Source organism: Escherichia sp. AM3 (assembly GCF_032029835.1).
In the GTDB taxonomy this organism is placed as follows: domain Bacteria; phylum Pseudomonadota; class Gammaproteobacteria; order Enterobacterales; family Enterobacteriaceae; genus Escherichia; species Escherichia coli.
Window position 1 is genome coordinate 175,864 of record NZ_JAVUPQ010000001.1, and the last position, 20,533, is coordinate 196,396.

The following is a 20,533-nucleotide window of genomic DNA, read 5'->3' on the forward strand; positions in this document are numbered from 1 at the left end:
GTTTGTATATTCATGCAAATAAACGAAGGAAAGTTGCCATGATTTACATTGAACAGCTTGAATTAATCCATAAAAGTGGTGATGTGTTGTATCCAGTAAAAATAACCAGAAAATCATCAGGAAAAACTGCCTTCCACCTTGTTCCATTCGGCTTAAATAAGACTCACGACCTTCTAGAGGTGGAAGATGCTTCAGAAGCAATTCGGCTGGTGATTGATGAACGTCATTCCATTCGCTGCAGTACACTTACAGCAACTATTACGAATAAAAAGGGCAAGCGAATTAAGCGGACAGGTATATACAGTATCAAGGGTGTTAACATAAAAGAATACAACGTCAGGTAATGGCACAGAGCGGTCCGTCAGTTCAGGTTTGGCTCTGTGCCAAAGATGGGTCAGGTCACACCTGATCTAATAAATTTAAGCCATTAAATCAGCCTTAACCTTCACCACCACCTTTTTAATCTCACCCGGCTCGCCGACAACGCATCCTGGTTTATGCGGTTCTCCCGGCATAAACACGGCGAACATTCCCGGTTTTAAGTTGATGGTTTGCTCGTTTTCAATGGCGCTGCAAAGCTGGTAATCATCTTCATGGTGGAACTCTTCACATTGGCGCGCAGTGCCTGCCATGCCAAACAGAATCCGTTCCTCACCGTTTAATAACAGCTGGATATCAATGTATTGCTCGTGCAATTCCGCTTTTTTCTCGACGGGCGATTGAGTGTTAAACGTCATGACATTCATAAAAATATTGTCGCCCTGTAATTCGTAACGACCCGGCGCTTTTTCTTGCGGTCTGGCAGCTAAGGCCAGCGTTAACGCGTCCTGTAACGCAGGATGTAACCCAGCAGACGGTAATGACTGTACTTCACCCATCATCATAATTTTTCTCCCTGGGCCAACAGCGCAGCCCCAAGTAAACCTGCATCATGGCGGTAATGCGCCGCCAGTAAATCAACATGAAATGCCGCTGGCTCCTGCGCCAGATACATTTCCACCAACGCCAGATACCCTTCTGCCAGACCAACGCTGCCACCAACCACCACGCACTGGCAATCAGTTGTGGCTTTAATATCAGCGATCAGCCTTGCAAGCGTACGTGCGGAGCGATGAATCAGTTGCTGCGCCTGCTCATCGCCCTGCCCGGCGCGTGTGAAAATAGTTCTCGCATCCGCGCCAGCCAGCTCGCCCTGCGCTGCCGCCGCAATGCCGCGACCAGAAGCAATTGCTTCCACGCAACCTGTGCGTCCACAGCCGCAGACTGGGCCGTGTGGATCGGCAAGCGTATGCCCGATGTGCCCCGCCAGACCGCCAGGGCCGGTAAGCAGTTTGCCGCCGCTCACTACACCGCCGCCGACGCCAGTGGAAACGGTGATAAAGACCATATCGGTTATATCGCCTTCCAGCGCCTGATACTCTGCCCATGCTGCGGCCTGCGCGTCGTTAATGGCAATGGTCGGCAAATTGGTAAGTTGTTCCAGCGTTTTGACTAACGGAAAGTGTAGCAATCCACCGAGATTATGCGGATTCAGCGCCAGCAAACTGCCGTCGCGAATAATTCCGGTTGAAGCGATGGCAACCCGCTGCGCATGAGCTTGCAACGGAGAGACTAATGCGGATAAGGCATCACGCAAGGCTTCTGGTGTCTGGCTGGCTGGCGTAGGAAGTTCACGACGATCGCGGATCTGCCCGTCAGCGCCAATCAGCGCGGCGGCAAGTTTAGTACCGCCGATATCAATCGCCAGTGTGGTCATAGCACCGCCTTTTTCATCGCTGTGTTGTACCACTGACAAATGTGTTCAAGACGCGTAATGGCAGAACCGACCGTCACCGCCCACGCGCCGTGGCGCATCGCATCTGCCGCCTGAGCAGGCGTGTTGTAACGCCCTTCGGCAATCACCCGACATCCGGCTTCGCTCAACGTTTTCACCAGCGCCAGATCCGGCTCTTCTGGCGTTTCAGGCGTGGTATAGCCAGAAAGCGTAGTGCCAATAATTTCGGCTCCCAGCTTTTGGCATGCCAGGCCGTCTTCCGGCGTTGAGCAGTCGGTCATCGCCAGTAAACCGTGATGGTGAATACGTGCCAGCAGCGTTTCAACAGGCACCGGACGCGGGCGGTCGGTGCCGTCAATGGCGATAATGTCCGCGCCCGCCTGCGCCAGCGCATCAACATCTTCAATATAGGCCGTGATGCGTACCGGAGAATCCTCCAGATCGCGTTTCACAATCCCGATAATTGGCACGCTCACCACCGCACGCGTGGCTTGCAGATTTGCCACACCTTCAATGCGAATGGCAACCGCGCCCGCCTGTTCTGCCGCTAATGCCATGGCGGCGACGATTTCGGGTTTATCGAGCGGGCTGTCCGGAACCGGCTGGCAGGAGACAATCAGGCCACCGTTAGCAGCGATTTTTTGATCCAGTTGTGCAAGTAACGACATACATCTTCCCTTAGCGAAAGGCCCGGTACATAGACCGGGCAACAGGATTAACTTTTGGTTTTGACTAAATCGTTTTTGGCGCTGCCAAACGGCACGGCACCGCTGAATGGTTTACCGTCGATAGCGTCATGAGTACGCAACGCTTCCGGGCGCAACCAACGCTGAACGCGAGAAGGCATATCCAGCCCAATCAGCAGGATCACCACGAACGTCAGACTGAACGAGAGCGATGCCAGCGCAGTACCCAGATCCAGACGTTGAGCGATCAACGCGCCGATGATTGGGGCCAGTGCACCGCCCAATGCGCCAACGTTGTAGGTAAAGCCCAGGACCGCTGCACGCTGGTCGGTATCGAAATAACCGCCAATCAGTTTTGGTAAGATCCCGGCGATCCCTTGTCCAAGCATTTGCTGGAAGAACAGTAACAGACCGAGCACCCAGACGTTTGCGCCGCCAATCGCAAATACCGGAATAATCAGCAGCTGCGAGGCCAGCAGGCTACAAACGTACGCTTTGCGGGTTCCCAGCCAGTCACCGAGGAAGCCACCTACGCAGCATCCCACCGCCGCGCCAAAGCCACTAAAGAACAGCACATTGGCTACAGTATGCGGGTTATAAGCCAGATCGGTTTTCAGATACGTTGGCAGCAGCGCCTGAATCGGCCATGAGTAGAGGAAAGCAAACAACACGACCACCATCAGCATTACGCCCGTTGGCCAGCGTTTGCCTGTACTCTGCACCATAAAGCTGATAAAGATTGCGGCGCATAACAGCCCAAGAACAGCGACGATCGCGGCATTTTGCAGGTTACCGGCGAAGCAGAACCACAGCGCAGTAGCCGCCGCCAGTGTCATTACGATATTGGCAATGCGATGTTCACCACGGTAGAGAATATCCACCATTTTGCGTACTGGTGCTTTACCTGCGTGTTTCTCTTTCCAGTCTTCCGCTTCCGGGATGTTTTTACGCAGCCAGAGAGCAAAGATGATTGGCAAAATGCCGATAAAGAACAGCGCACGCCAGCCCCAGACCGGAACCACCAGGCTATAGACCTGAGCGGCAACGACGGCCCCCACAGAGAAGCCTGAAATCAAAAAACCACTGGCTTTGTTACGCAGATGTTTTGGCCAGCTTTCAATGACATAGGTGGCGCTGGAACCGTATTCACCCGCCATCCCATGCCGATGACCAGACGAGCGATAAACATGGTGATGTAGCCTGGCGCAAAGCCGCAGGCCAGCGTCCCGGCCGAGAAGAGAACGATGCTGGTGACCATTGCCAGACGACGCCCGTAGCGGTCACCCATAGCGCCGAGCATCAGGCCGCCGAACCAGCGAGAGATAAAGGCTGCAGAGATCAGACTTGCCGCCTGCACCGTCGTCAGCCCGAATTCACCTTGTACTTCGGTGAGTACCAGGGCGATTAAAACGAAATCAAAACCGTCAAGCAGATATCCCAACCAGGCAGCGGAAAATGCGCGCCATTGTGCACGGTTGAGATGGCGATACCACGGGATATTCTGGGTTGTAGTACTCATTGTGAGTCTCCCGCGGTGGGCGATGCCCACACGCTTTGGTATGAAAATTGTAGGGTACAGATGCGTTTATTTCCCCTCACCCGGTAGGGGCGAGCGAGGGGAAACAACTCACCCGCGCTCTTGCATCAACTGCTGGGCCAGCGCCTTCAGTTCTGGCAGATATTTTTCATCTACCGGTCCAAACGGTTTGCGGCACAGCGGCACAGAAACGACATCCATATAATGGAGGACAGTTTTCAGGCCGCGGAATACGCCCGTTTTGATCAGTAAATCAATGACTTTATTGCATTCAGTTTGCAGTTTCTGCGCGGTCTGGATATCGCCTTCTTTCAGCGCCTTAACGATCCCCTGATAGCGCCAGCCCATGATGTTGTAGGTACTGCCGATACCACCATCAGCGCCCGCCAGCAGACCAGAGGCGAAGATTTCGTCGTAACCGTTATAGAGCACAAGATCAGGATGTTCACGACGGATCTGCTCCATCTGATAGAGATCGCCAGAGGTCTGTTTCAGCGCACCTACGCCAGGCAATGTAACAAGTGTGTTGATCTGATCCAGGGTCAGTTTTACCCCACTCAGGGCTGGAATGTTGTACACCACCATCGGCAAACCATCCGCCGAATCAATAATTGCCCGATAGTGATCGCAGTGTTCTTCAAAGCTGAAAGGATAGTAGAACGGCGTAACGGCGGAGACGGCATCGAAGCCATAACGTTTAGCCGATGCCGCAAGTTGTTGGCTTTCGGCGGTGCTGACGCAACCGACGTGGGCGATGAGTTTAATCTTACCTTTCGCCTCTTCGGCGACGATTTCCAGTACCTGTTCACGCTCGGAAAGGCTTTGTACAAAGGCCTCGCCGGTCGAACCACCCACGTATAAACCGTCGATGCCCTGCTGAATATTGAACTGAACCAGGCGACGCAGACTCGCTTTATCCAGTGCTTGTTGTTGGTCAAAAGGAGTCAGGAGTGCAGCCATTACGCCACGTAAATTCGTTGCCATAAATACCTCTGAAGTGATGCTTGTCTGATAAACGATATACCTTTATACCTGTTATACCAGATCAATTAAGCAACACCCCATACAGAAAGCTTATAATGCGATCTGCTTCACTAAAGTGGCATTATTTCTTTTTGTTGGTGGTCTGACCGAAAGCGTGCCAGGTAGCAGAGACGCTGTTGAGATGCGATTGCAACGCACGATCGGCTTCGTCAGGATCATGACGGCGGATCGCATCAACGATCGCAATATGCTGTTGATAACTAACGTTGTTATGTTCGTGCAGTGCCTGATCGGTAACCGTTGGGCGTGCGGCAATAAGCCAGTCGAGCAGGGCAACGTGGATCGCCATGAAGATTGGGTTACCGGGGATCTCCGCCAGCACGCGGTGGAAATCAACGTCTGAACGAATGAATGCCGCGTTGTTATCCAGCGACTGACTGTTGATTTCCAGTGCTTTTGCCAGCAAATCGATTTGCTCATCGGTGGCATGTTCAGCCGCATAGCGCACCAGACTGGATTCAAAGAACAGACGTAATTGTTCGAAATGGGCAATCCCACCGGGATGAGAAAGGAAATCTTTCGCCATGCCGGAAAGCTCACCGATGATAGTGTCCGCAGAAGGACGCGAGACGCGAGCGCGTTCGCCGTTGTTTATTTGCACCAGACCTTTGCGTTTTAACGCTGCCAGCGCTTCACGCACCGAAGGACGCCCGACGTTAAAGAACGCCATCAGTTCGCGTTCAGACGGTAATTGTTCACCTTCGCCAAATTCACGACGGCGGATCATCTGTTCCAGCTCTTCTTCCACCATTTCGGAGAGTTTTTTACGCGCCAGCGGGCGGCTACGCAAGTTGCGACCAATTGCAGGTGAAGAATCTTCGGTTTGCGAATCAAATGCGTTCATAAGGCCCATTCTGTAAGGTCAGTGTGATTAACATCATCAGTGACATCCTATCACAGGATTGAAAGTAGGGGAAAATGGCAGGGTTTTCTCTTTGTGCCTCATCATTACCATAATTAACGGAATAATTAACTATTGCGAAAAATTAATGTAACGCAGATAAAAACATCCCGTTTGAATTATTCATAAGACTATTCACGAGCATTATGAATATTATGAATGTGTTCTTACAAAATAATCATAAGCGCATATTTTTTAATGAAAAATCACCTCACCTACAATTAAAAACACGACATCCGCACCATAAATAGCCTTGCAAAAAATATAACATCGTTGTTTTCAATCTGCCGTTTATGGGATTGACCGTTTTCTTTTGACACGGAGTTCAACAATGTTCGGCATAATTATATCTGTCATCGTATTAATTACGATGGGCTATTTGATCCTGAAAAACTACAAACCTCAGGTGGTGCTGGCTGCCGCAGGTATCTTCCTGATGATGTGCGGTGTCTGGTTAGGGTTCGGTGGTGTACTCGATCCCACCAAAAGCAGCGGCTACTTGATCGTCGATATTTATAATGAAATCCTGCGCATGCTGTCCAACCGCATTGCCGGATTGGGGCTGTCGATTATGGCGGTGGGCGGTTATGCCCGCTACATGGAGCGCATAGGGGCCAGTCGCGCGATGGTGAGCTTGTTAAGCCGCCCGTTAAAACTCATTCGCTCGCCGTATATTATTCTGTCGGCAACTTACGTCATCGGCCAAATCATGGCGCAGTTTATTACCAGCGCCTCCGGTCTGGGTATGTTGCTGATGGTCACCTTATTTCCGACGCTGGTGAGTCTGGGAGTAAGTCGCCTCTCTGCGGTGGCGGTTATCGCAACCACAATGTCCATTGAGTGGGGAATTCTGGAAACGAACTCCATTTTTGCTGCCCAGGTAGCGGGAATGAAAATTGCCACATACTTCTTCCACTACCAGCTTCCGGTCGCCTCTTGCGTCATTATCTCGGTGGCGATCTCCCACTTTTTCGTGCAACGCGCTTTTGACAAAAAAGATAAAAATATCAATCATGAACAGGCAGAGCAAAAAGCTCTCGATAATGTCCCGCCGCTCTATTACGCCATTTTACCTGTGATGCCGTTAATCCTGATGCTCGGCTCGCTGTTCCTCGCCCACGTCGGGCTGATGCAGTCAGAACTGCATCTGGTGGTGGTGATGTTACTGAGTTTGACGGTGACGATGTTTGTTGAGTTCTTCCGCAAGCATAACTTGCGCGAAACAATGGACGATGTGCAGGCGTTTTTTGACGGCATGGGTACGCAGTTTGCCAACGTGGTAACGCTGGTGGTCGCGGGTGAAATATTTGCGAAAGGCTTAACGACGATTGGCACTGTCGATGCGGTTATCAGGGGTGCGGAGCATTCTGGTCTGGGCGGTATTGGCGTGATGATTATTATGGCGCTGGTCATTGCCATTTGTGCCATTGTGATGGGCTCTGGCAATGCGCCGTTTATGTCATTTGCCAGTCTTATTCCGAATATCGCAGCCGGACTACATGTACCAGCGGTTGTAATGATTATGCCGATGCATTTTGCCACGACGCTAGCGCGCGCGGTTTCGCCGATTACTGCGGTGGTGGTCGTTACGTCAGGAATTGCAGGCGTTTCGCCTTTTGCGGTGGTGAAGCGAACAGCGATCCCCATGGCAGTCGGTTTCGTGGTGAATATGATTGCCACAATCACGCTATTTTATTAAGCCATTAAAAGACAAAACAGGCCACCAGGGCCTGTTTTTGTATTACTTCACAACGCGTAATGCCGGTCGACCACCGCGTGGTGGCTGCGGAGGTTCATCGTCAGGATGAGTGTCATCATCGTGATCTGGCTTGTCGCCATCAATAACCGACATAACGGTTTCGTTGTCTGCCGATGCCTCTTCATCATTCATGATGCTGGTATCTTCATTGTAGGCAGCTTCAGGCTCAAACATCGTGCCTGCGCCATTTTCACGGGCGTAGATAGCCAGCACGGCAGCCAGCGGCACAGAAACCTGACGCGGAATGCCACCAAAGCGCGCGTTAAAGCGTACCTCATCATTCGCCAGTTCCAGATTGCCGACAGCACGCGGCGCAATGTTGAGTACGATTTGCCCGTCACGCGCATATTCCATAGGAACCTGCACGCCAGGGAGCGTCACATCCACCACCAGGTGCGGCGTGAGCTGGTTATCCAGCAACCACTCATAGAATGCACGCAGCAGATAGGGACGACGTGGTGTTAGCTGTGACAAATCCATACAGATTAACTCCGGCCCAGACGCATTTCACGTTCTGCTTCAGTTAAAGAAGCAAGGAAAGAGTCACGCTCAAAGACGCGGGTCATATAGCCTTTCAGCTCTTTCGCACCCGGGCCGCTGAACTCGATGCCCAGTTGCGGCAGACGCCACAGCAGCGGAGCAAGATAGCAATCGACCAGGCTGAACTCATCGCTCAGGAAGTACGGCTTCTGACCGAAGACCGGCGCAATCGCCAGCAGTTCTTCGCGCAGTTGCTTACGTGCGGCATCTGCTTCAGAAGCTGAACCGTTGATGATGGTGTTCATCAGCGTGTACCAGTCTTTTTCGATGCGATGCATGTACAGACGGCTTTCACCGCGAGCTACCGGGTAAACAGGCATCAGTGGCGGATGCGGGAAACGCTCATCCAGATATTCCATAATGATGCGAGATTCCCACAGGGTCAGCTCACGATCCACCAGGGTCGGAACGCTCTGATTCGGGTTGAGGTCAATCAGATCCTGAGGCGGATTGTCCTTTTCCACGTGTTCGATCTCGAAACTTACACCTTTCTCAGCCAGCACAATGCGGACCTGATGGCTATAGATGTCAGTAGGACCGGAAAACAGCGTCATTACCGAACGTTTGTTGGCAGCGACAGCCATGAAAACCTCCAGGTATAGTCAGAATTTTTACTGCTACCAGCCACCAGGTGGCCAGTCAGAAGTTGTGTTACCCAATAAGGAACGACTCTCTTTGTTCGAAAATCAAACAAAAAATGAGCAATACCCGACATTTGGGCAGAAAATTGGATGATAGTTTACCAGATTTTGCGACCATTGTGGTGAGTCGATGCCGGAAATGGGGAAAAAGAGATGCGCTTTAGTCTGAAATAGTTGACTTAGTCCCTTATTGGCGATGTGGTTTTTGTTGTACCTGTCTGTCAGGTGGCAGCAAAAAGCAACTTTCCAGTTTTTACGCTGATTCAGATTTTAGCTATAAAAAAACCCGCCGAAGCGGGTTTTTTCGAAAATTGTTTTCTGCCGGAGCAGAAGCCAATTAACGTTTGGAGAACTGCGGACGACGACGTGCTTTACGCAGACCGACTTTCTTACGTTCAACCTGACGAGCGTCACGAGTAACGAAGCCAGCTTTACGCAGTTCAGAACGCAGGGACTCGTCGTATTCCATCAGAGCGCGGGTGATACCGTGACGGATCGCACCAGCCTGACCAGAGATACCACCACCTTTAACGGTGATGTACAGGTCCAGTTTCTCAACCATGTCGACCAGTTCCAGCGGCTGACGAACTACCATGCGGGCAGTTTCACGACCGAAGTACTGTTCCAGAGAACGTTGGTTGATTACGATTTTACCGTTGCCCGGTTTGATGAAAACGCGAGCTGCGGAACTTTTGCGGCGACCAGTGCCGTAGTATTGATTTTCAGCCATTGCCTATAATCCCGATTAGATGTCAAGAACTTGCGGTTGCTGTGCCGCGTGGTTGTGCTCGTTACCCGCGTAAACTTTCAGTTTACGGAACATAGCACGACCCAGCGGGCCTTTTGGCAACATGCCTTTAACCGCGATTTCAATCACACGCTCAGGACGGCGAGCAATCATCTCTTCAAAGGTCGCTTGTTTGATACCACCGATGTGGCCGGTGTGGTGATAGTACACTTTGTCAGTACGCTTGTTGCCGGTTACAGCAACTTTGTCAGCGTTCAGAACGATGATGTAATCACCGGTATCTACGTGCGGAGTGTATTCCGCTTTGTGCTTACCGCGCAGGCGACGAGCCAGTTCAGTAGCCAGACGGCCCAGAGTTTTACCGGTCGCGTCAACAACATACCAGTCGCGTTTTACGGTTTCTGGTTTAGCTGTAAAAGTTTTCATTAAAAGCTTACCCAATAAATAGTTACACGTTGGTGAACACCCAAACGTCTTCAATTGTTGAGGTTCACACGACAAAGTCCGGCAAACCTACCCCTTCGAATAGCCTATGCCAGCACACAAAAAGTTTTGGGAAAAAAACTTTCTTGTAACGTGGGGTCGCAGGATTATAGAGAAGTCGGGGTCAAAGATCGACCCCTTTTTGTGATTTGTGGCAGGTTTTAACCTGCTAAATGCTCGCGCTTCAGATACTCTTCGCTTTGCATCTCTTGCAGACGTGACAGGCAACGCTGGAACTCAAATTTCAGCCGCTCGCCCTGATAAATTGCATACAGCGGCACTTCTGCACTCACCACTAATTTGACATGGCGCTCGTAAAACTCATCCACCAGCGCAATAAAGCGCCGCGCTTCGCTCTCCATCAACCGCGTCATAACTGGTACATCAAACAACATGACCGTATGAAAGAGACGTGAGAGCGCAATATAGTCATGCTGACTGCGGGCGTCGACGCACAGCGTAGTAAAAGAGACTGCCAGCGTCTGGTTCTCGACGCCCATTGTCGCCAATGGCCGATGGTTGATTTCTAACGTCGGTGAATTTTCTCGTTTCGCCCCCGCCAGCGCCAACCATAGTTTATCCATCTGCGCCCGGGTTTCATCGTTGAGTGGCGAAAGCCACAGATGCGCCTGAGTGAGTGTACGCAGTCGATAATCAACACCAGCGTCCACGTTCATTACATCACAATGCTGTTTAATGGCATCGATTGCAGGCAGAAAACGCGCACGTTGCAGGCCATTTCGATAAAGTTCGTCCGGCGGAATATTTGACGTCGCTACCAGGGTAATACCGCGGGTGAACAGGGCTTTCATCAGACCGCCAAGTAGCATGGCGTCGGTAATATCAGAAACAAAAAATTCGTCAAAACAGAGCACGTCAGTTTCGGCTTTAAAGCGATCGGCAATAATTTCCAGCGGATCGGTCTGCCCCTGTAAGGCAGTTAGCTCTTCGTGCACCCGCAGCATAAAACGGTGAAAGTGCAGGCGCTGTTTCCGCTCTCCCGGCAGGCTTTGATAGAAAAGGTCCATCAGCCAGGTTTTCCCGCGTCCTACACCGCCCCACATATATAAGCCACGCACTGGCGTATGCTTTGTGTCTTCGCGTTTACCCCACAGCTTACCGACCCGCGCCATTAGCCCACTCGTCCTGGGGGCTGGTGGCCTGCTATTGATGAGTTCTTGATAAATAATTTCCAGGCGGCTGACGGCCTCTTTTTGAACGTCGTCGGGTTGATGGCTGCCTTCATTGAGCGCCTTCAGGTATTGCGATGTTGGGGTAACGCTTTGCATGATCTTATTGTTATTCCTTGAATAATCGGTGCGCCGTTGTTCACGGTTGACGAAAAAAAGGCCGTTCTACACTACGCGATATGCAGTCGGGATTCCACTTCTGTGGAATTAACGGTTATAGTGGCATAATCAGCCGCAGGCATGGAGCCTGAAGCCAACACCCTACGGAAACAAAAGACAACGGGAGATGTTCATGACCTGGGAATATGCGCTAATTGGGTTAGTCGTCGGCATCATTATTGGTGCTGTGGCCATGCGTTTTGGTAATCGTAAACTACGCCAGCAACAGGCGTTGCAGTACGAACTGGAAAAGAATAAAGCTGAACTGGACGAGTATCGCGAAGAGCTGGTTAGCCACTTTGCCCGCAGCGCGGAATTACTGGATACCATGGCGCACGACTATCGCCAGCTGTATCAGCACATGGCAAAAAGCTCCAGCAGCCTGCTGCCGGAACTGTCTGCTGAAGCAAACCCGTTCCGTAATCGTCTGGCAGAGTCTGAAGCCAGCAACGATCAGGCACCGGTGCAGATGCCTCGCGACTATTCTGAAGGCGCATCCGGCCTGCTGCGTACTGGCGCGAAGCGCGACTAATTTATTTTTCGGGCGCAGCCATTGCGCCCTCCTCTTCTCTCCCTCCCCGACTATCATTTAATCTGGTGTCTCATTGTTAGCCGTCTGAAAATTCAATAACATCAAACTGTTTTGAATCTCTTTTCTTATCATTCAGGTACGAGAGCAGGAATAATGAAAAAACAAACCCAGCTGTTGAGTGCATTAGCGTTAAGTGTCGGGTTAACTCTCTCGGCGTCATTTCAGGCCGTCGCGTCGATTCCAGGCCAGGTTGCCGATCAGGCCCCTCTCCCCAGTCTGGCTCCAATGCTGGAAAAAGTGCTTCCGGCAGTGGTGAGCGTACGGGTGGAAGGAACGGCCAGTCAGGGACAGAAAATCCCGGAAGAATTCAAAAAGTTTTTTGGTGATGATTTACCGGATCAACCTGCACAACCCTTCGAAGGTTTAGGCTCCGGTGTCATCATCAACGCCAGTAAAGGCTATGTGCTGACCAACAACCATGTGATTAATCAGGCACAGAAAATCAGTATTCAGCTCAATGATGGGCGCGAGTTTGATGCAAAACTGATTGGTAGCGATGACCAGAGCGATATCGCCCTGTTACAAATTCAAAACCCGAGCAAATTAACGCAAATCGCTATTGCCGACTCCGATAAATTGCGCGTCGGTGATTTTGCCGTAGCGGTCGGTAACCCATTTGGCCTTGGGCAAACCGCCACCTCTGGCATTGTTTCCGCATTAGGCCGCAGCGGGTTGAATCTTGAAGGTCTGGAAAACTTTATCCAGACAGATGCTTCCATTAACCGCGGTAACTCCGGCGGTGCACTATTAAACCTTAACGGTGAGTTAATTGGCATCAACACTGCAATCCTTGCGCCTGGCGGCGGGAGCGTCGGGATTGGATTTGCCATCCCCAGTAATATGGCGCGAACACTGGCGCAGCAGCTTATCGACTTTGGTGAAATCAAACGCGGTTTGTTAGGCATCAAAGGCACCGAGATGAGTGCCGATATCGCCAAAGCCTTCAACCTTGACGTGCAGCGTGGCGCGTTTGTCAGCGAAGTGTTGCCAGGTTCTGGCTCGGCAAAAGCGGGCGTCAAAGCGGGCGATATTATTACCAGCCTCAACGGCAAACCGCTGAATAGCTTTGCTGAGTTGCGCTCTCGTATCGCGACCACCGAGCCGGGCACGAAAGTGAAGCTTGGCCTGCTGCGTAACGGCAAACCACTGGAAGTAGAAGTGACGCTCGATACCAGCACCTCTTCGTCGGCCAGCGCTGAAATGATCACGCCAGCGCTGGAAGGTGCAACGTTGAGCGATGGTCAGCTAAAAGATGGCGGCAAAGGTATTAAAATCGATGAAGTTGTCAAAGGAAGCCCAGCTGCTCAGGCTGGCTTGCAAAAAGACGATGTGATCATTGGCGTCAACCGCGATCGGGTGAACTCGATTGCTGAAATGCGTAAAGTGCTGGCGGCAAAACCGGCCATCATCGCCCTGCAAATTGTACGCGGCAATGAAAGCATCTATCTGCTGATGCGTTAATGTCGTAAACCGGGCATCAGGCTTACGTGTGATGTCCGGTTAACTCGTGGTATGCTGCTGCCGTTCCCTTTTTTAATGACGCCTCCATCATGTTTGTGAAGCTCTTACGTTCCGTTGCGATTGGATTAATTGTCGGCGCTATTCTGCTGGTTGCCATGCCTTCGCTGCGCAGCCTTAACCCGCTTTCCACTCCGCAATTTGACAGTACCGATGAGACGCCTGCCAGCTATAATCTGGCGGTTCGCCGCGCCGCGCCAGCGGTGGTTAACGTTTACAACCGTGGTTTGAACACCAACTCTCACAACCAGCTTGAGATCCGCACCCTGGGATCCGGTGTAATCATGGATCAACGCGGTTATATCATCACCAATAAACACGTCATCAACGACGCCGATCAGATCATCGTCGCCTTACAGGATGGACGTGTATTTGAAGCATTGCTGGTGGGATCTGACTCTCTAACCGATCTGGCGGTACTTAAAATTAATGCCACTGGCGGTTTACCTACCATTCCAATTAATGCACGTCGCGTACCGCACATTGGCGACGTAGTACTGGCGATCGGTAACCCGTACAACCTCGGGCAGACCATTACCCAGGGGATTATTAGTGCCACGGGTCGAATCGGTCTGAACCCGACCGGGCGGCAAAACTTCCTCCAAACCGATGCTTCCATTAACCACGGTAACTCTGGCGGCGCGCTGGTGAACTCGCTGGGCGAACTGATGGGCATTAATACGCTGTCGTTTGATAAGAGTAACGATGGCGAAACGCCGGAAGGTATCGGCTTTGCGATTCCTTTCCAGTTAGCAACCAAAATTATGGATAAGCTGATCCGCGATGGTCGCGTGATCCGCGGCTACATTGGTATCGGCGGACGTGAGATCGCACCACTGCACGCGCAGGGCGGTGGTATAGATCAACTGCAAGGGATCGTGGTTAATGAAGTGTCACCTGACGGCCCGGCGGCGAATGCGGGTATTCAGGTCAACGATCTGATTATTTCGGTGGATAACAAACCGGCCATCTCTGCTCTGGAGACGATGGATCAGGTGGCGGAAATTCGCCCTGGTTCGGTGATCCCTGTAGTAGTGATGCGTGATGATAAGCAGTTAACGCTGCAGGTCACCATTCAGGAATATCCGGCAACCAATTAAGTCGTGCGCTCAAAACAAAAAACCGGAGTCTGTGCTCCGGTTTTTTATTATCCGCTAATCAATTACTTATTAACGAACTCTTCGCCCAGGGCGATATCTTTCTTCAGCGTATCCAGCATACCTTCCAGCGCGTTCTGTTCAAATGCGCTCAGGGTACCGATAGATTTACGCTCTTCCACGCCGTTTTTACCCAGCAGCAGCGGTTGAGAGAAGAAACGGGCGTACTGACCGTCGCCTTCAACGTAGGCACATTCGACAACGCCTTGTTCGCCCTGCAGTGCACGAACCAGAGACAGACCAAAACGTGCAGCTGCCTGGCCCATAGACAGGGTTGCAGACCCGCCACCGGCCTTCGCTTCAACCACTTCAGTACCCGCGTTCTGGATGCGTTTGGTCAGATCAGCCACTTCCTGCTCGGTAAAACTAACGCCAGGAACCTGTGACAGCAGCGGCAGAATGGTAACACCAGAGTGACCGCCAATAACCGGCACTTCAACTTCGCCTGGCTGTTTGCCTTTCAGTTCCGCAACAAAGGTGTTAGAACGAATGATATCCAGCGTGGTAACGCCGAACAGTTTGTTTTTGTCATAAACACCGGCTTTTTTCAGCACTTCAGCAGCAATTGCAACTGTGGTGTTAACCGGGTTAGTGATAATACCAATGCACGCTTTCGGGCAGGTTTTCGCAACTTGCTGTACCAGGTTTTTCACGATGCCGGCGTTAACGTTAAACAGGTCGGAACGATCCATACCCGGTTTACGCGCTACGCCTGCAGAGATAAGAACGACATCTGCGCCTTCCAGCGCCGGAGTCGCATCTTCACCAGAAAAACCTTTGATTTTCACAGCAGTAGGGATATGGCTCAGATCGACAGCCACACCGGGAGTCACTGGAGCGATATCATACAGAGAGAGTTCTGAACCTGAAGGCAGTTGGGTTTTTAACAGTAGTGCAAGCGCCTGGCCAATACCGCCAGCAGCGCCGAGGACTGCGACTTTCATCCTAAACTCCTTATTATATTGATAAACTAAGATATGTTGCTCCGCTGCCGCGACCTTAATCCACAAAATTGCCGTTTACAATGACCACATCTCAAGAATGTGTAGTCACGCAAGTTTAGCGTTTATGCATTTAATTGCCGTAATCAGGAACCTAACTTACGTAATTAACAGTCGCTTATGCATTAGCGCAACATTCCAACAGGTGGTGACAATATACCCTACCGTTCAGCCAAAACAACATCAATTTGATAACAATTAATTTACTTTTAAGCAGAATTTGCATGCCGTGACGCAGGCATGTTTCTCAATAACGAAATTTGATAAAATCCCGCTCTTTCATAACATTATTTCAGCCTTCTTCAGGGCTGACTGTTTGCATAAAAATTCATCTGTATGCACAATAATGTTGTATCAACCACCATATCGGGTGACTTATGCGAAGCTCGGCTAAGCAAGAAGAACTAGTTAAAGCATTTAAAGCATTACTTAAAGAAGAGAAATTTAGCTCCCAGGGCGAAATCGTCGCCGCGTTGCAGGAGCAAGGCTTTGACAATATTAATCAGTCTAAAGTCTCGCGGATGTTGACCAAGTTTGGTGCTGTACGTACACGCAATGCCAAAATGGAAATGGTTTACTGCCTGCCAGCTGAACTGGGTGTACCAACCACCTCCAGTCCATTGAAGAATCTGGTGCTGGATATCGACTACAACGATGCAGTTGTCGTGATTCATACCAGCCCTGGCGCGGCGCAGTTAATTGCTCGCCTGCTGGACTCACTGGGCAAAGCAGAAGGTATTCTGGGCACCATCGCTGGCGATGACACCATCTTTACCACCCCTGCTAACGGTTTCACAGTCAAAGACCTGTACGAAGCGATTTTAGAGCTGTTCGACCAGGAGCTTTAATCTCTGCCCCGTCGTTTCTGACGGCGGGGAAAATGTTGCTTATCCCTCTCAACCCCCTGCTTTCCCCTGCGATTAATTTAACGAATAGTGCGTTTTACTGCGACATGTCATTCACACAATGAATACATAAGGTAAAAAAAGCACATTATGCAAAATTCATTATCTAATTGAAAAAACTAGAATTAACGATAAATAACCGTATTTTTAATTCTTTTTTGTTATTAAAATTCACATTTTTAACACTTAGTATCAACTGAAACAGTTAGCGCGGTATTAATTAGCTCAATAATTAGTGTATACTTGATTTTGTGATATGGGTCACGAAACAAAGGCCCAGCTAAAAGATTATGTCGAGGTAAAAATCATGAAAATCAAAACCACTGTTGCTGCATTAAGCGTACTTTCTGTTCTCTCTTTCGGTGCATTCGCTGCCGACTCCATTGATGCTGCACAAGCACAAAATCGTGAAGCAATCGGGACCGTATCCGTAAGTGGTGTGGCGTCTTCGCCAATGGATATGCGTGAAATGCTGAACAAAAAAGCGGAAGAGAAAGGCGCAACGGCCTACCAGATTACTGAAGCTCGTAGCGGTGACACCTGGCACGCTACGGCTGAACTGTACAAATAAACCCTCATCGTCTTGTCCGACGATATTGCCCCCGGTTCGGGGGCTTTTTTTTGCGCTAATGACGAACATTAAAACGCAAATGCCCTTCCAGCTCTTCCTCTGCCTCATCAAACAGCAATATTAACGCGCCAAAACGGCGACGCGTTTTCTCTCCCAGATGAACAAATTCAATCTCAAGTGGTAGCGGCAGGACATCGTTCATTAACACATCCCATAGTGAGTCGAGATCGCGTACCTTATCTTTCGCCAGACCAAAGGTTTGGCTAAAGTCACGATAAAAATCCTCCTGACTCTCAATCTCATCAAAATCAAAGGTATAAATATTCATCTGTTGCCACCGTCACGTTTCGCGGCGAGTTCTGCCGTGCATCGCTAAGTATAGCCATGAAAAAACCGACGCTTTTGGCGTCGGTTTTGACTTAACTATCGGTCAACGCATGTTGATACTTATGGAGCATCCCCGCCAGCCGATGAACCGGTTCCGTCACCTGCGGTGGAGCTTGCCAGATGCGTAGCTTTTCCTGGTAGATTTCCAGTTCTTCCAGCAACTGACCAAAGTACCGACGACGTTTATCATCGCTACGGGCAGATATCACATGGTCTGCTGTGCGGCGCATTTGTCGGTGAAACGCCGATAAATCCTCGTTAACCGGGATCGGCGCATCACGCAGGCGCTGGTGGGCGATAACCATCGTCAGCGCCAGGCGAAATTTCGGCAAATCCCCTGGGAACTTATTCATCAGCAAAAACAGCTGCTGATAAAGTGCCGGGAGGTGGTTCTCTTTACGACGTGCCACATTGGTAGTCATCGCGGAAACAGCGGCAGAAACAAACTGATTAAGCAGTACACGTCCAGTCCTGTCGCGCGATTTATCCCGCACCAGCAAAATAACGGTGAACGCGAGCACACAGCCGACGATTTGCCCTAATGCGCTGTCGAGAAACTGACTGAAATGGAAAGTCATCGGGTTATCCAGCACGATAATATTTATGGTGCTGGCCAGTGCCCCCATCGAGCCCAGTCGCCGTTTCTGTACTTCTATACCGAGGAAGAATCCCAGCACTGCCAGGCTAATACACAGCAGCAACATGCTCTGTTGGGTATTAGGGATAATCACCAAAAAGTAGAGCAGCCCTAACGGCAGCGCGGCCAGCGTCCCGTAGATAAAGTCGATCGCCACCATGCGTGGATTCGGCAAACGCATTGCCAGTGACGTCACGACCGCAATCATCACCATTGCACCACTACCGGAAGTCCAGCCCGTCCACAGCCAGAAAAGCGTTCCCAGAATGCAGGAAAGTGTGGTTCGCCAGAAGTTAACCATTGCATGATGACGTTCGGCTGGCTCTACTTTTACTTCCGGTTCGCCTTGCAGGATCTCTTCTTCGGTGGCGTTGATTTTTGTGTTACTGATAACGCCGCGCTTGAGAAGCTGATAACGCGTTGCCGCCGCGACCCAGCTATAAATGGTGACAGGCGTTTCCCGTTCCCCGGTCCAGGCGATAACTCTTCGCAGGCGTTTGAGCTGCTTGTGGACGTCCTGCGCGGTTTCTACCGGTGTGTCAAAAAATTCGCGGAAAGTATCAGTGATCAATTCCGGGCGCGTATTCTGAATAAGATAAGTTTCGCAGGATTGGGTAATCAGCGTCAGCGATAGCGTATTGATCGCTTTTAAACGTCGATTGGCCCGCGCCCAGCGGGAAGATTCCATATTCAGGTTGCTGCGCATACCTTGTAGCGCCGTGGTGCGTCGAACCAGGTCGCCCCAGGCTTTATCGACAACTTCACCATCGCCATGCTTGATACAGAGTTGCATTAATTGATATTGCGCGACCAGCAAACTTTCCAGCTCTCGATCCACTTCTTGTTTGATCGATCGCGGAGAAAAGAGCAAATCCGCCATAATTGCACACACAATACCGATAACGATCTCGCTACAACGTTCGACGGCAAACTGCGGCGTAAGCAATGGTTCAGGCTGAATGGTGATCACAATGATCAGCGCGGTATAACCGGCCAGCCCCCACGCATACGAGTTTTCTATTCGTACCAGCGAGGATATCCAGGTACAAAAACCGGCCCAGATACAGCACACCAGAATCATCAATAATGGTGCGCGGATCATCGCAATGATGATCACCAGTCCGGCAATACAGCCAATAAATGTGCCGATGATGCGCAAAAAGCCACGATAGCGAATAGCGCCAGAATACGGTTCACCTCCCGCAGCAAAGGCCGGACCGGCAGCAACAATCGCCGCTGTCAGTACCGCCCAGCGTGGCGTTTCCAGCTGGAAGTGAAAGCCAACAAACAGCGCCAGTACAATGGCGGTCGCCAGTTTTACCGCAAAGCGAATATGTTGGTTAGCAATGGAGAAAATACCCATCGTGATTAACCAAACTCACGCAGGCGATGGGCCATTTTACGGAAGAACGAATCCTGGCTTTCGTCGCGATCTTGTTTGCCAGTGACCACCACTGTAGCAGTGGTGCCCGCAGGCCAGATGTTCTCTTGCTGGTTGTCGAGACGAATACGAACCGGAACACGTTGCGCCAAACGCACCCATTCAAGGTTAGAGTCGATGGTCGCCATCCCTTTGTCGTCACGCGTGCTGCTGGCGTTGGTGACCCCAGCGGCAACACTATCAACAGTCCCTTTCAGCACTTTGTTACTGCCAAGCGGCGTGATCTCTGCACGATACCCAGGGCGCACCCCTTCCAGCTTAGTTTCTTCCATATAGGCCAGTACATAGAAAGAGTTCTGTTTCACCAGCGCAACCGCCGTTGATCCACGAGTAATAAACTCACCGGTATAGACGTTGAGGTTGGTCACCCAGCCATCCGCTGGCGCGCGGATCACCGTGCGTTCAAGATCCAGTTTTGCCAGATCGCGGGTCGCCTGCGCTTTCGCTAACTGATGCAGAACCGTTTGTAGTACGTTGTTGGCCTGGTCGATCTCTTCGCGAGACATCGCCTGCACACCGAGACGATTACGACGTCCGGCCTCCTGGCGTTTCTCCTGTGCCAGTACCTGATAATAAGCAACATCGGCTTGCGCTTCCTCAAGCGCCTTTTGATAGCGCGGCTGGTCGATGGTGAACAGTACCTGTCCTTTTTTCACCAGCTGGTTATCATGAACATTCACCTGGGTAATGAGTCCAGAAACGTCCGGCGCGATCGCAACGACATCAGCGCTAAAGCGCGCGTCACGCGTCCACGGGGATTCGGTGTAATAGACCCAGGCATTAAAAATTGCGATGAAGGCCAGAATGACTAATACGACCGTGATGGCCGTACGGGAGAATTTTCTTATTAGTGTTTTCACTT

21 protein-coding genes and 1 pseudogene are annotated in these 20,533 nt (G+C 50.9%); 7 read left to right on the top strand and 15 right to left on the bottom strand.

Annotated elements, in window-relative coordinates; translation table 11 throughout:
- Positions 1–38: 38 nt before the first annotated feature.
- Complete coding sequence (locus tag RTW80_RS00860; protein ID WP_000639208.1) at positions 39–344, top strand: transposase; 306 nt, start codon at positions 39–41, stop codon at positions 342–344.
- Positions 345–419: 75 nt separating this feature from the next.
- Here the strand turns inward: RTW80_RS00860 and nanQ are convergent, their stop codons facing one another.
- The 6 genes and pseudogenes from nanQ to nanR all read right to left on the bottom strand — a co-directional run bounded on the left by nanQ (position 420) and on the right by nanR (position 5,894).
- Positions 420–884, bottom strand: a complete 465-nt coding sequence (gene nanQ, locus RTW80_RS00865) for an N-acetylneuraminate anomerase (protein ID WP_000979881.1) — start codon at positions 882–884, stop codon at positions 420–422.
- Positions 881–1,756, bottom strand: a complete 876-nt coding sequence (gene nanK / locus RTW80_RS00870; protein WP_000209020.1) for an N-acetylmannosamine kinase — start codon at positions 1,754–1,756, stop codon at positions 881–883. Before nanK ends, nanQ begins: the two co-directional genes overlap by 4 nt.
- Positions 1,753–2,442 (bottom strand): N-acetylmannosamine-6-phosphate 2-epimerase, encoded by a 690-nt coding sequence (locus RTW80_RS00875; protein WP_001300570.1) that lies wholly within the window; start codon positions 2,440–2,442, stop codon positions 1,753–1,755. The genes nanK and RTW80_RS00875 overlap by 4 nt, the downstream gene beginning before the upstream one ends.
- A gap of 47 nt (positions 2,443–2,489) precedes the next feature.
- Positions 2,490–3,979, bottom strand: a pseudogene (gene nanT, locus RTW80_RS00880) (sialic acid transporter NanT).
- 108 nt (positions 3,980–4,087) lie between these two features.
- Positions 4,088–4,981: an N-acetylneuraminate lyase gene (gene nanA, locus RTW80_RS00885; protein ID WP_000224714.1), complete on the bottom strand. Its 894-nt coding sequence runs from the start codon at positions 4,979–4,981 to the stop codon at positions 4,088–4,090.
- A gap of 121 nt (positions 4,982–5,102) precedes the next feature.
- The gene (gene nanR / locus RTW80_RS00890) at positions 5,103–5,894 is read right to left on the bottom strand and encodes a transcriptional regulator NanR (protein WP_000523845.1); all 792 of its coding nucleotides are present in this window, start codon (positions 5,892–5,894) and stop codon (positions 5,103–5,105) included.
- Between the two features lie 379 nt (positions 5,895–6,273).
- Here nanR and dcuC point away from each other — a divergent pair, with 379 nt between their 5' ends.
- Complete coding sequence (gene dcuC, locus RTW80_RS00895) at positions 6,274–7,641, top strand: anaerobic C4-dicarboxylate transporter DcuC (protein WP_000467018.1); 1,368 nt, start codon at positions 6,274–6,276, stop codon at positions 7,639–7,641.
- Between the two features lie 42 nt (positions 7,642–7,683).
- Here the strand turns inward: dcuC and sspB are convergent, their stop codons facing one another.
- From sspB to zapE, 5 genes are all read right to left on the bottom strand, one after another.
- A complete protein-coding gene (sspB, locus tag RTW80_RS00900; RefSeq protein WP_032247320.1) occupies positions 7,684–8,181 on the bottom strand; it encodes a ClpXP protease specificity-enhancing factor in 498 nt (165 codons plus the stop codon).
- 5 nt (positions 8,182–8,186) lie between these two features.
- A complete protein-coding gene (sspA, locus tag RTW80_RS00905; protein ID WP_000257293.1) occupies positions 8,187–8,825 on the bottom strand; it encodes a stringent starvation protein SspA in 639 nt (212 codons plus the stop codon).
- Between the two features lie 394 nt (positions 8,826–9,219).
- Entirely contained in the window at positions 9,220–9,612 is a 393-nt protein-coding gene (gene rpsI / locus RTW80_RS00910) for a 30S ribosomal protein S9 (RefSeq protein WP_000829818.1), read from the bottom strand.
- 15 nt (positions 9,613–9,627) lie between these two features.
- Positions 9,628–10,056: a 50S ribosomal protein L13 gene (rplM, locus tag RTW80_RS00915; RefSeq protein ID WP_000847559.1), complete on the bottom strand. Its 429-nt coding sequence runs from the start codon at positions 10,054–10,056 to the stop codon at positions 9,628–9,630.
- A 218-nt stretch (positions 10,057–10,274) separates the two neighbouring features.
- Positions 10,275–11,402 (bottom strand): cell division protein ZapE, encoded by a 1,128-nt coding sequence (gene zapE, locus RTW80_RS00920; protein WP_001192312.1) that lies wholly within the window; start codon positions 11,400–11,402, stop codon positions 10,275–10,277.
- Between the two features lie 193 nt (positions 11,403–11,595).
- On the opposite strand from zapE, the gene zapG reads away from it, so the two are divergent.
- The 3 genes from zapG to degS all read left to right on the top strand — a co-directional run bounded on the left by zapG (position 11,596) and on the right by degS (position 14,672).
- A complete protein-coding gene (gene zapG, locus RTW80_RS00925; RefSeq protein WP_001295270.1) occupies positions 11,596–11,994 on the top strand; it encodes a Z-ring associated protein ZapG in 399 nt (132 codons plus the stop codon).
- Between the two features lie 153 nt (positions 11,995–12,147).
- On the top strand, positions 12,148–13,515 hold the full coding sequence (gene degQ, locus RTW80_RS00930; RefSeq protein ID WP_001295271.1) for a serine endoprotease DegQ: 1,368 nt from the start codon (positions 12,148–12,150) through the stop codon (positions 13,513–13,515).
- Positions 13,516–13,604: 89 nt separating this feature from the next.
- Positions 13,605–14,672, top strand: a complete 1,068-nt coding sequence (gene degS / locus RTW80_RS00935; RefSeq protein ID WP_000497723.1) for an outer membrane-stress sensor serine endopeptidase DegS — start codon at positions 13,605–13,607, stop codon at positions 14,670–14,672.
- 62 nt (positions 14,673–14,734) lie between these two features.
- Here degS and mdh read toward each other — a convergent pair whose 3' ends face one another.
- Positions 14,735–15,673 carry a malate dehydrogenase gene (gene mdh / locus RTW80_RS00940; RefSeq protein ID WP_001295272.1) on the bottom strand — a complete coding sequence of 313 codons (939 nt, stop codon included), beginning with the start codon at positions 15,671–15,673 and terminating at the stop codon, positions 14,735–14,737.
- A 434-nt stretch (positions 15,674–16,107) separates the two neighbouring features.
- On the opposite strand from mdh, the gene argR reads away from it, so the two are divergent.
- Both argR and yhcN read left to right on the top strand, forming a co-directional pair.
- Positions 16,108–16,578, top strand: coding sequence for a transcriptional regulator ArgR (argR, locus tag RTW80_RS00945; protein WP_001257846.1), 471 nt, complete (start codon positions 16,108–16,110; stop codon positions 16,576–16,578).
- Between the two features lie 364 nt (positions 16,579–16,942).
- A complete protein-coding gene (yhcN, locus tag RTW80_RS00950) occupies positions 16,943–17,206 on the top strand; it encodes a peroxide/acid stress response protein YhcN (RefSeq protein WP_000695690.1) in 264 nt (87 codons plus the stop codon).
- A gap of 55 nt (positions 17,207–17,261) precedes the next feature.
- Here the strand turns inward: yhcN and RTW80_RS00955 are convergent, their stop codons facing one another.
- The 3 genes from RTW80_RS00955 to aaeA form a co-directional block, all read right to left on the bottom strand.
- Complete coding sequence (locus RTW80_RS00955; RefSeq protein WP_001029013.1) at positions 17,262–17,534, bottom strand: barstar family protein; 273 nt, start codon at positions 17,532–17,534, stop codon at positions 17,262–17,264.
- A 91-nt stretch (positions 17,535–17,625) separates the two neighbouring features.
- Positions 17,626–19,593, bottom strand: a complete 1,968-nt coding sequence (aaeB, locus tag RTW80_RS00960; RefSeq protein WP_063119376.1) for a p-hydroxybenzoic acid efflux pump subunit AaeB — start codon at positions 19,591–19,593, stop codon at positions 17,626–17,628.
- A gap of 5 nt (positions 19,594–19,598) precedes the next feature.
- Positions 19,599–20,531, bottom strand: a complete 933-nt coding sequence (gene aaeA / locus RTW80_RS00965) for a p-hydroxybenzoic acid efflux pump subunit AaeA (RefSeq protein ID WP_000854033.1) — start codon at positions 20,529–20,531, stop codon at positions 19,599–19,601.
- Positions 20,532–20,533: the final 2 nt, after the last annotated feature.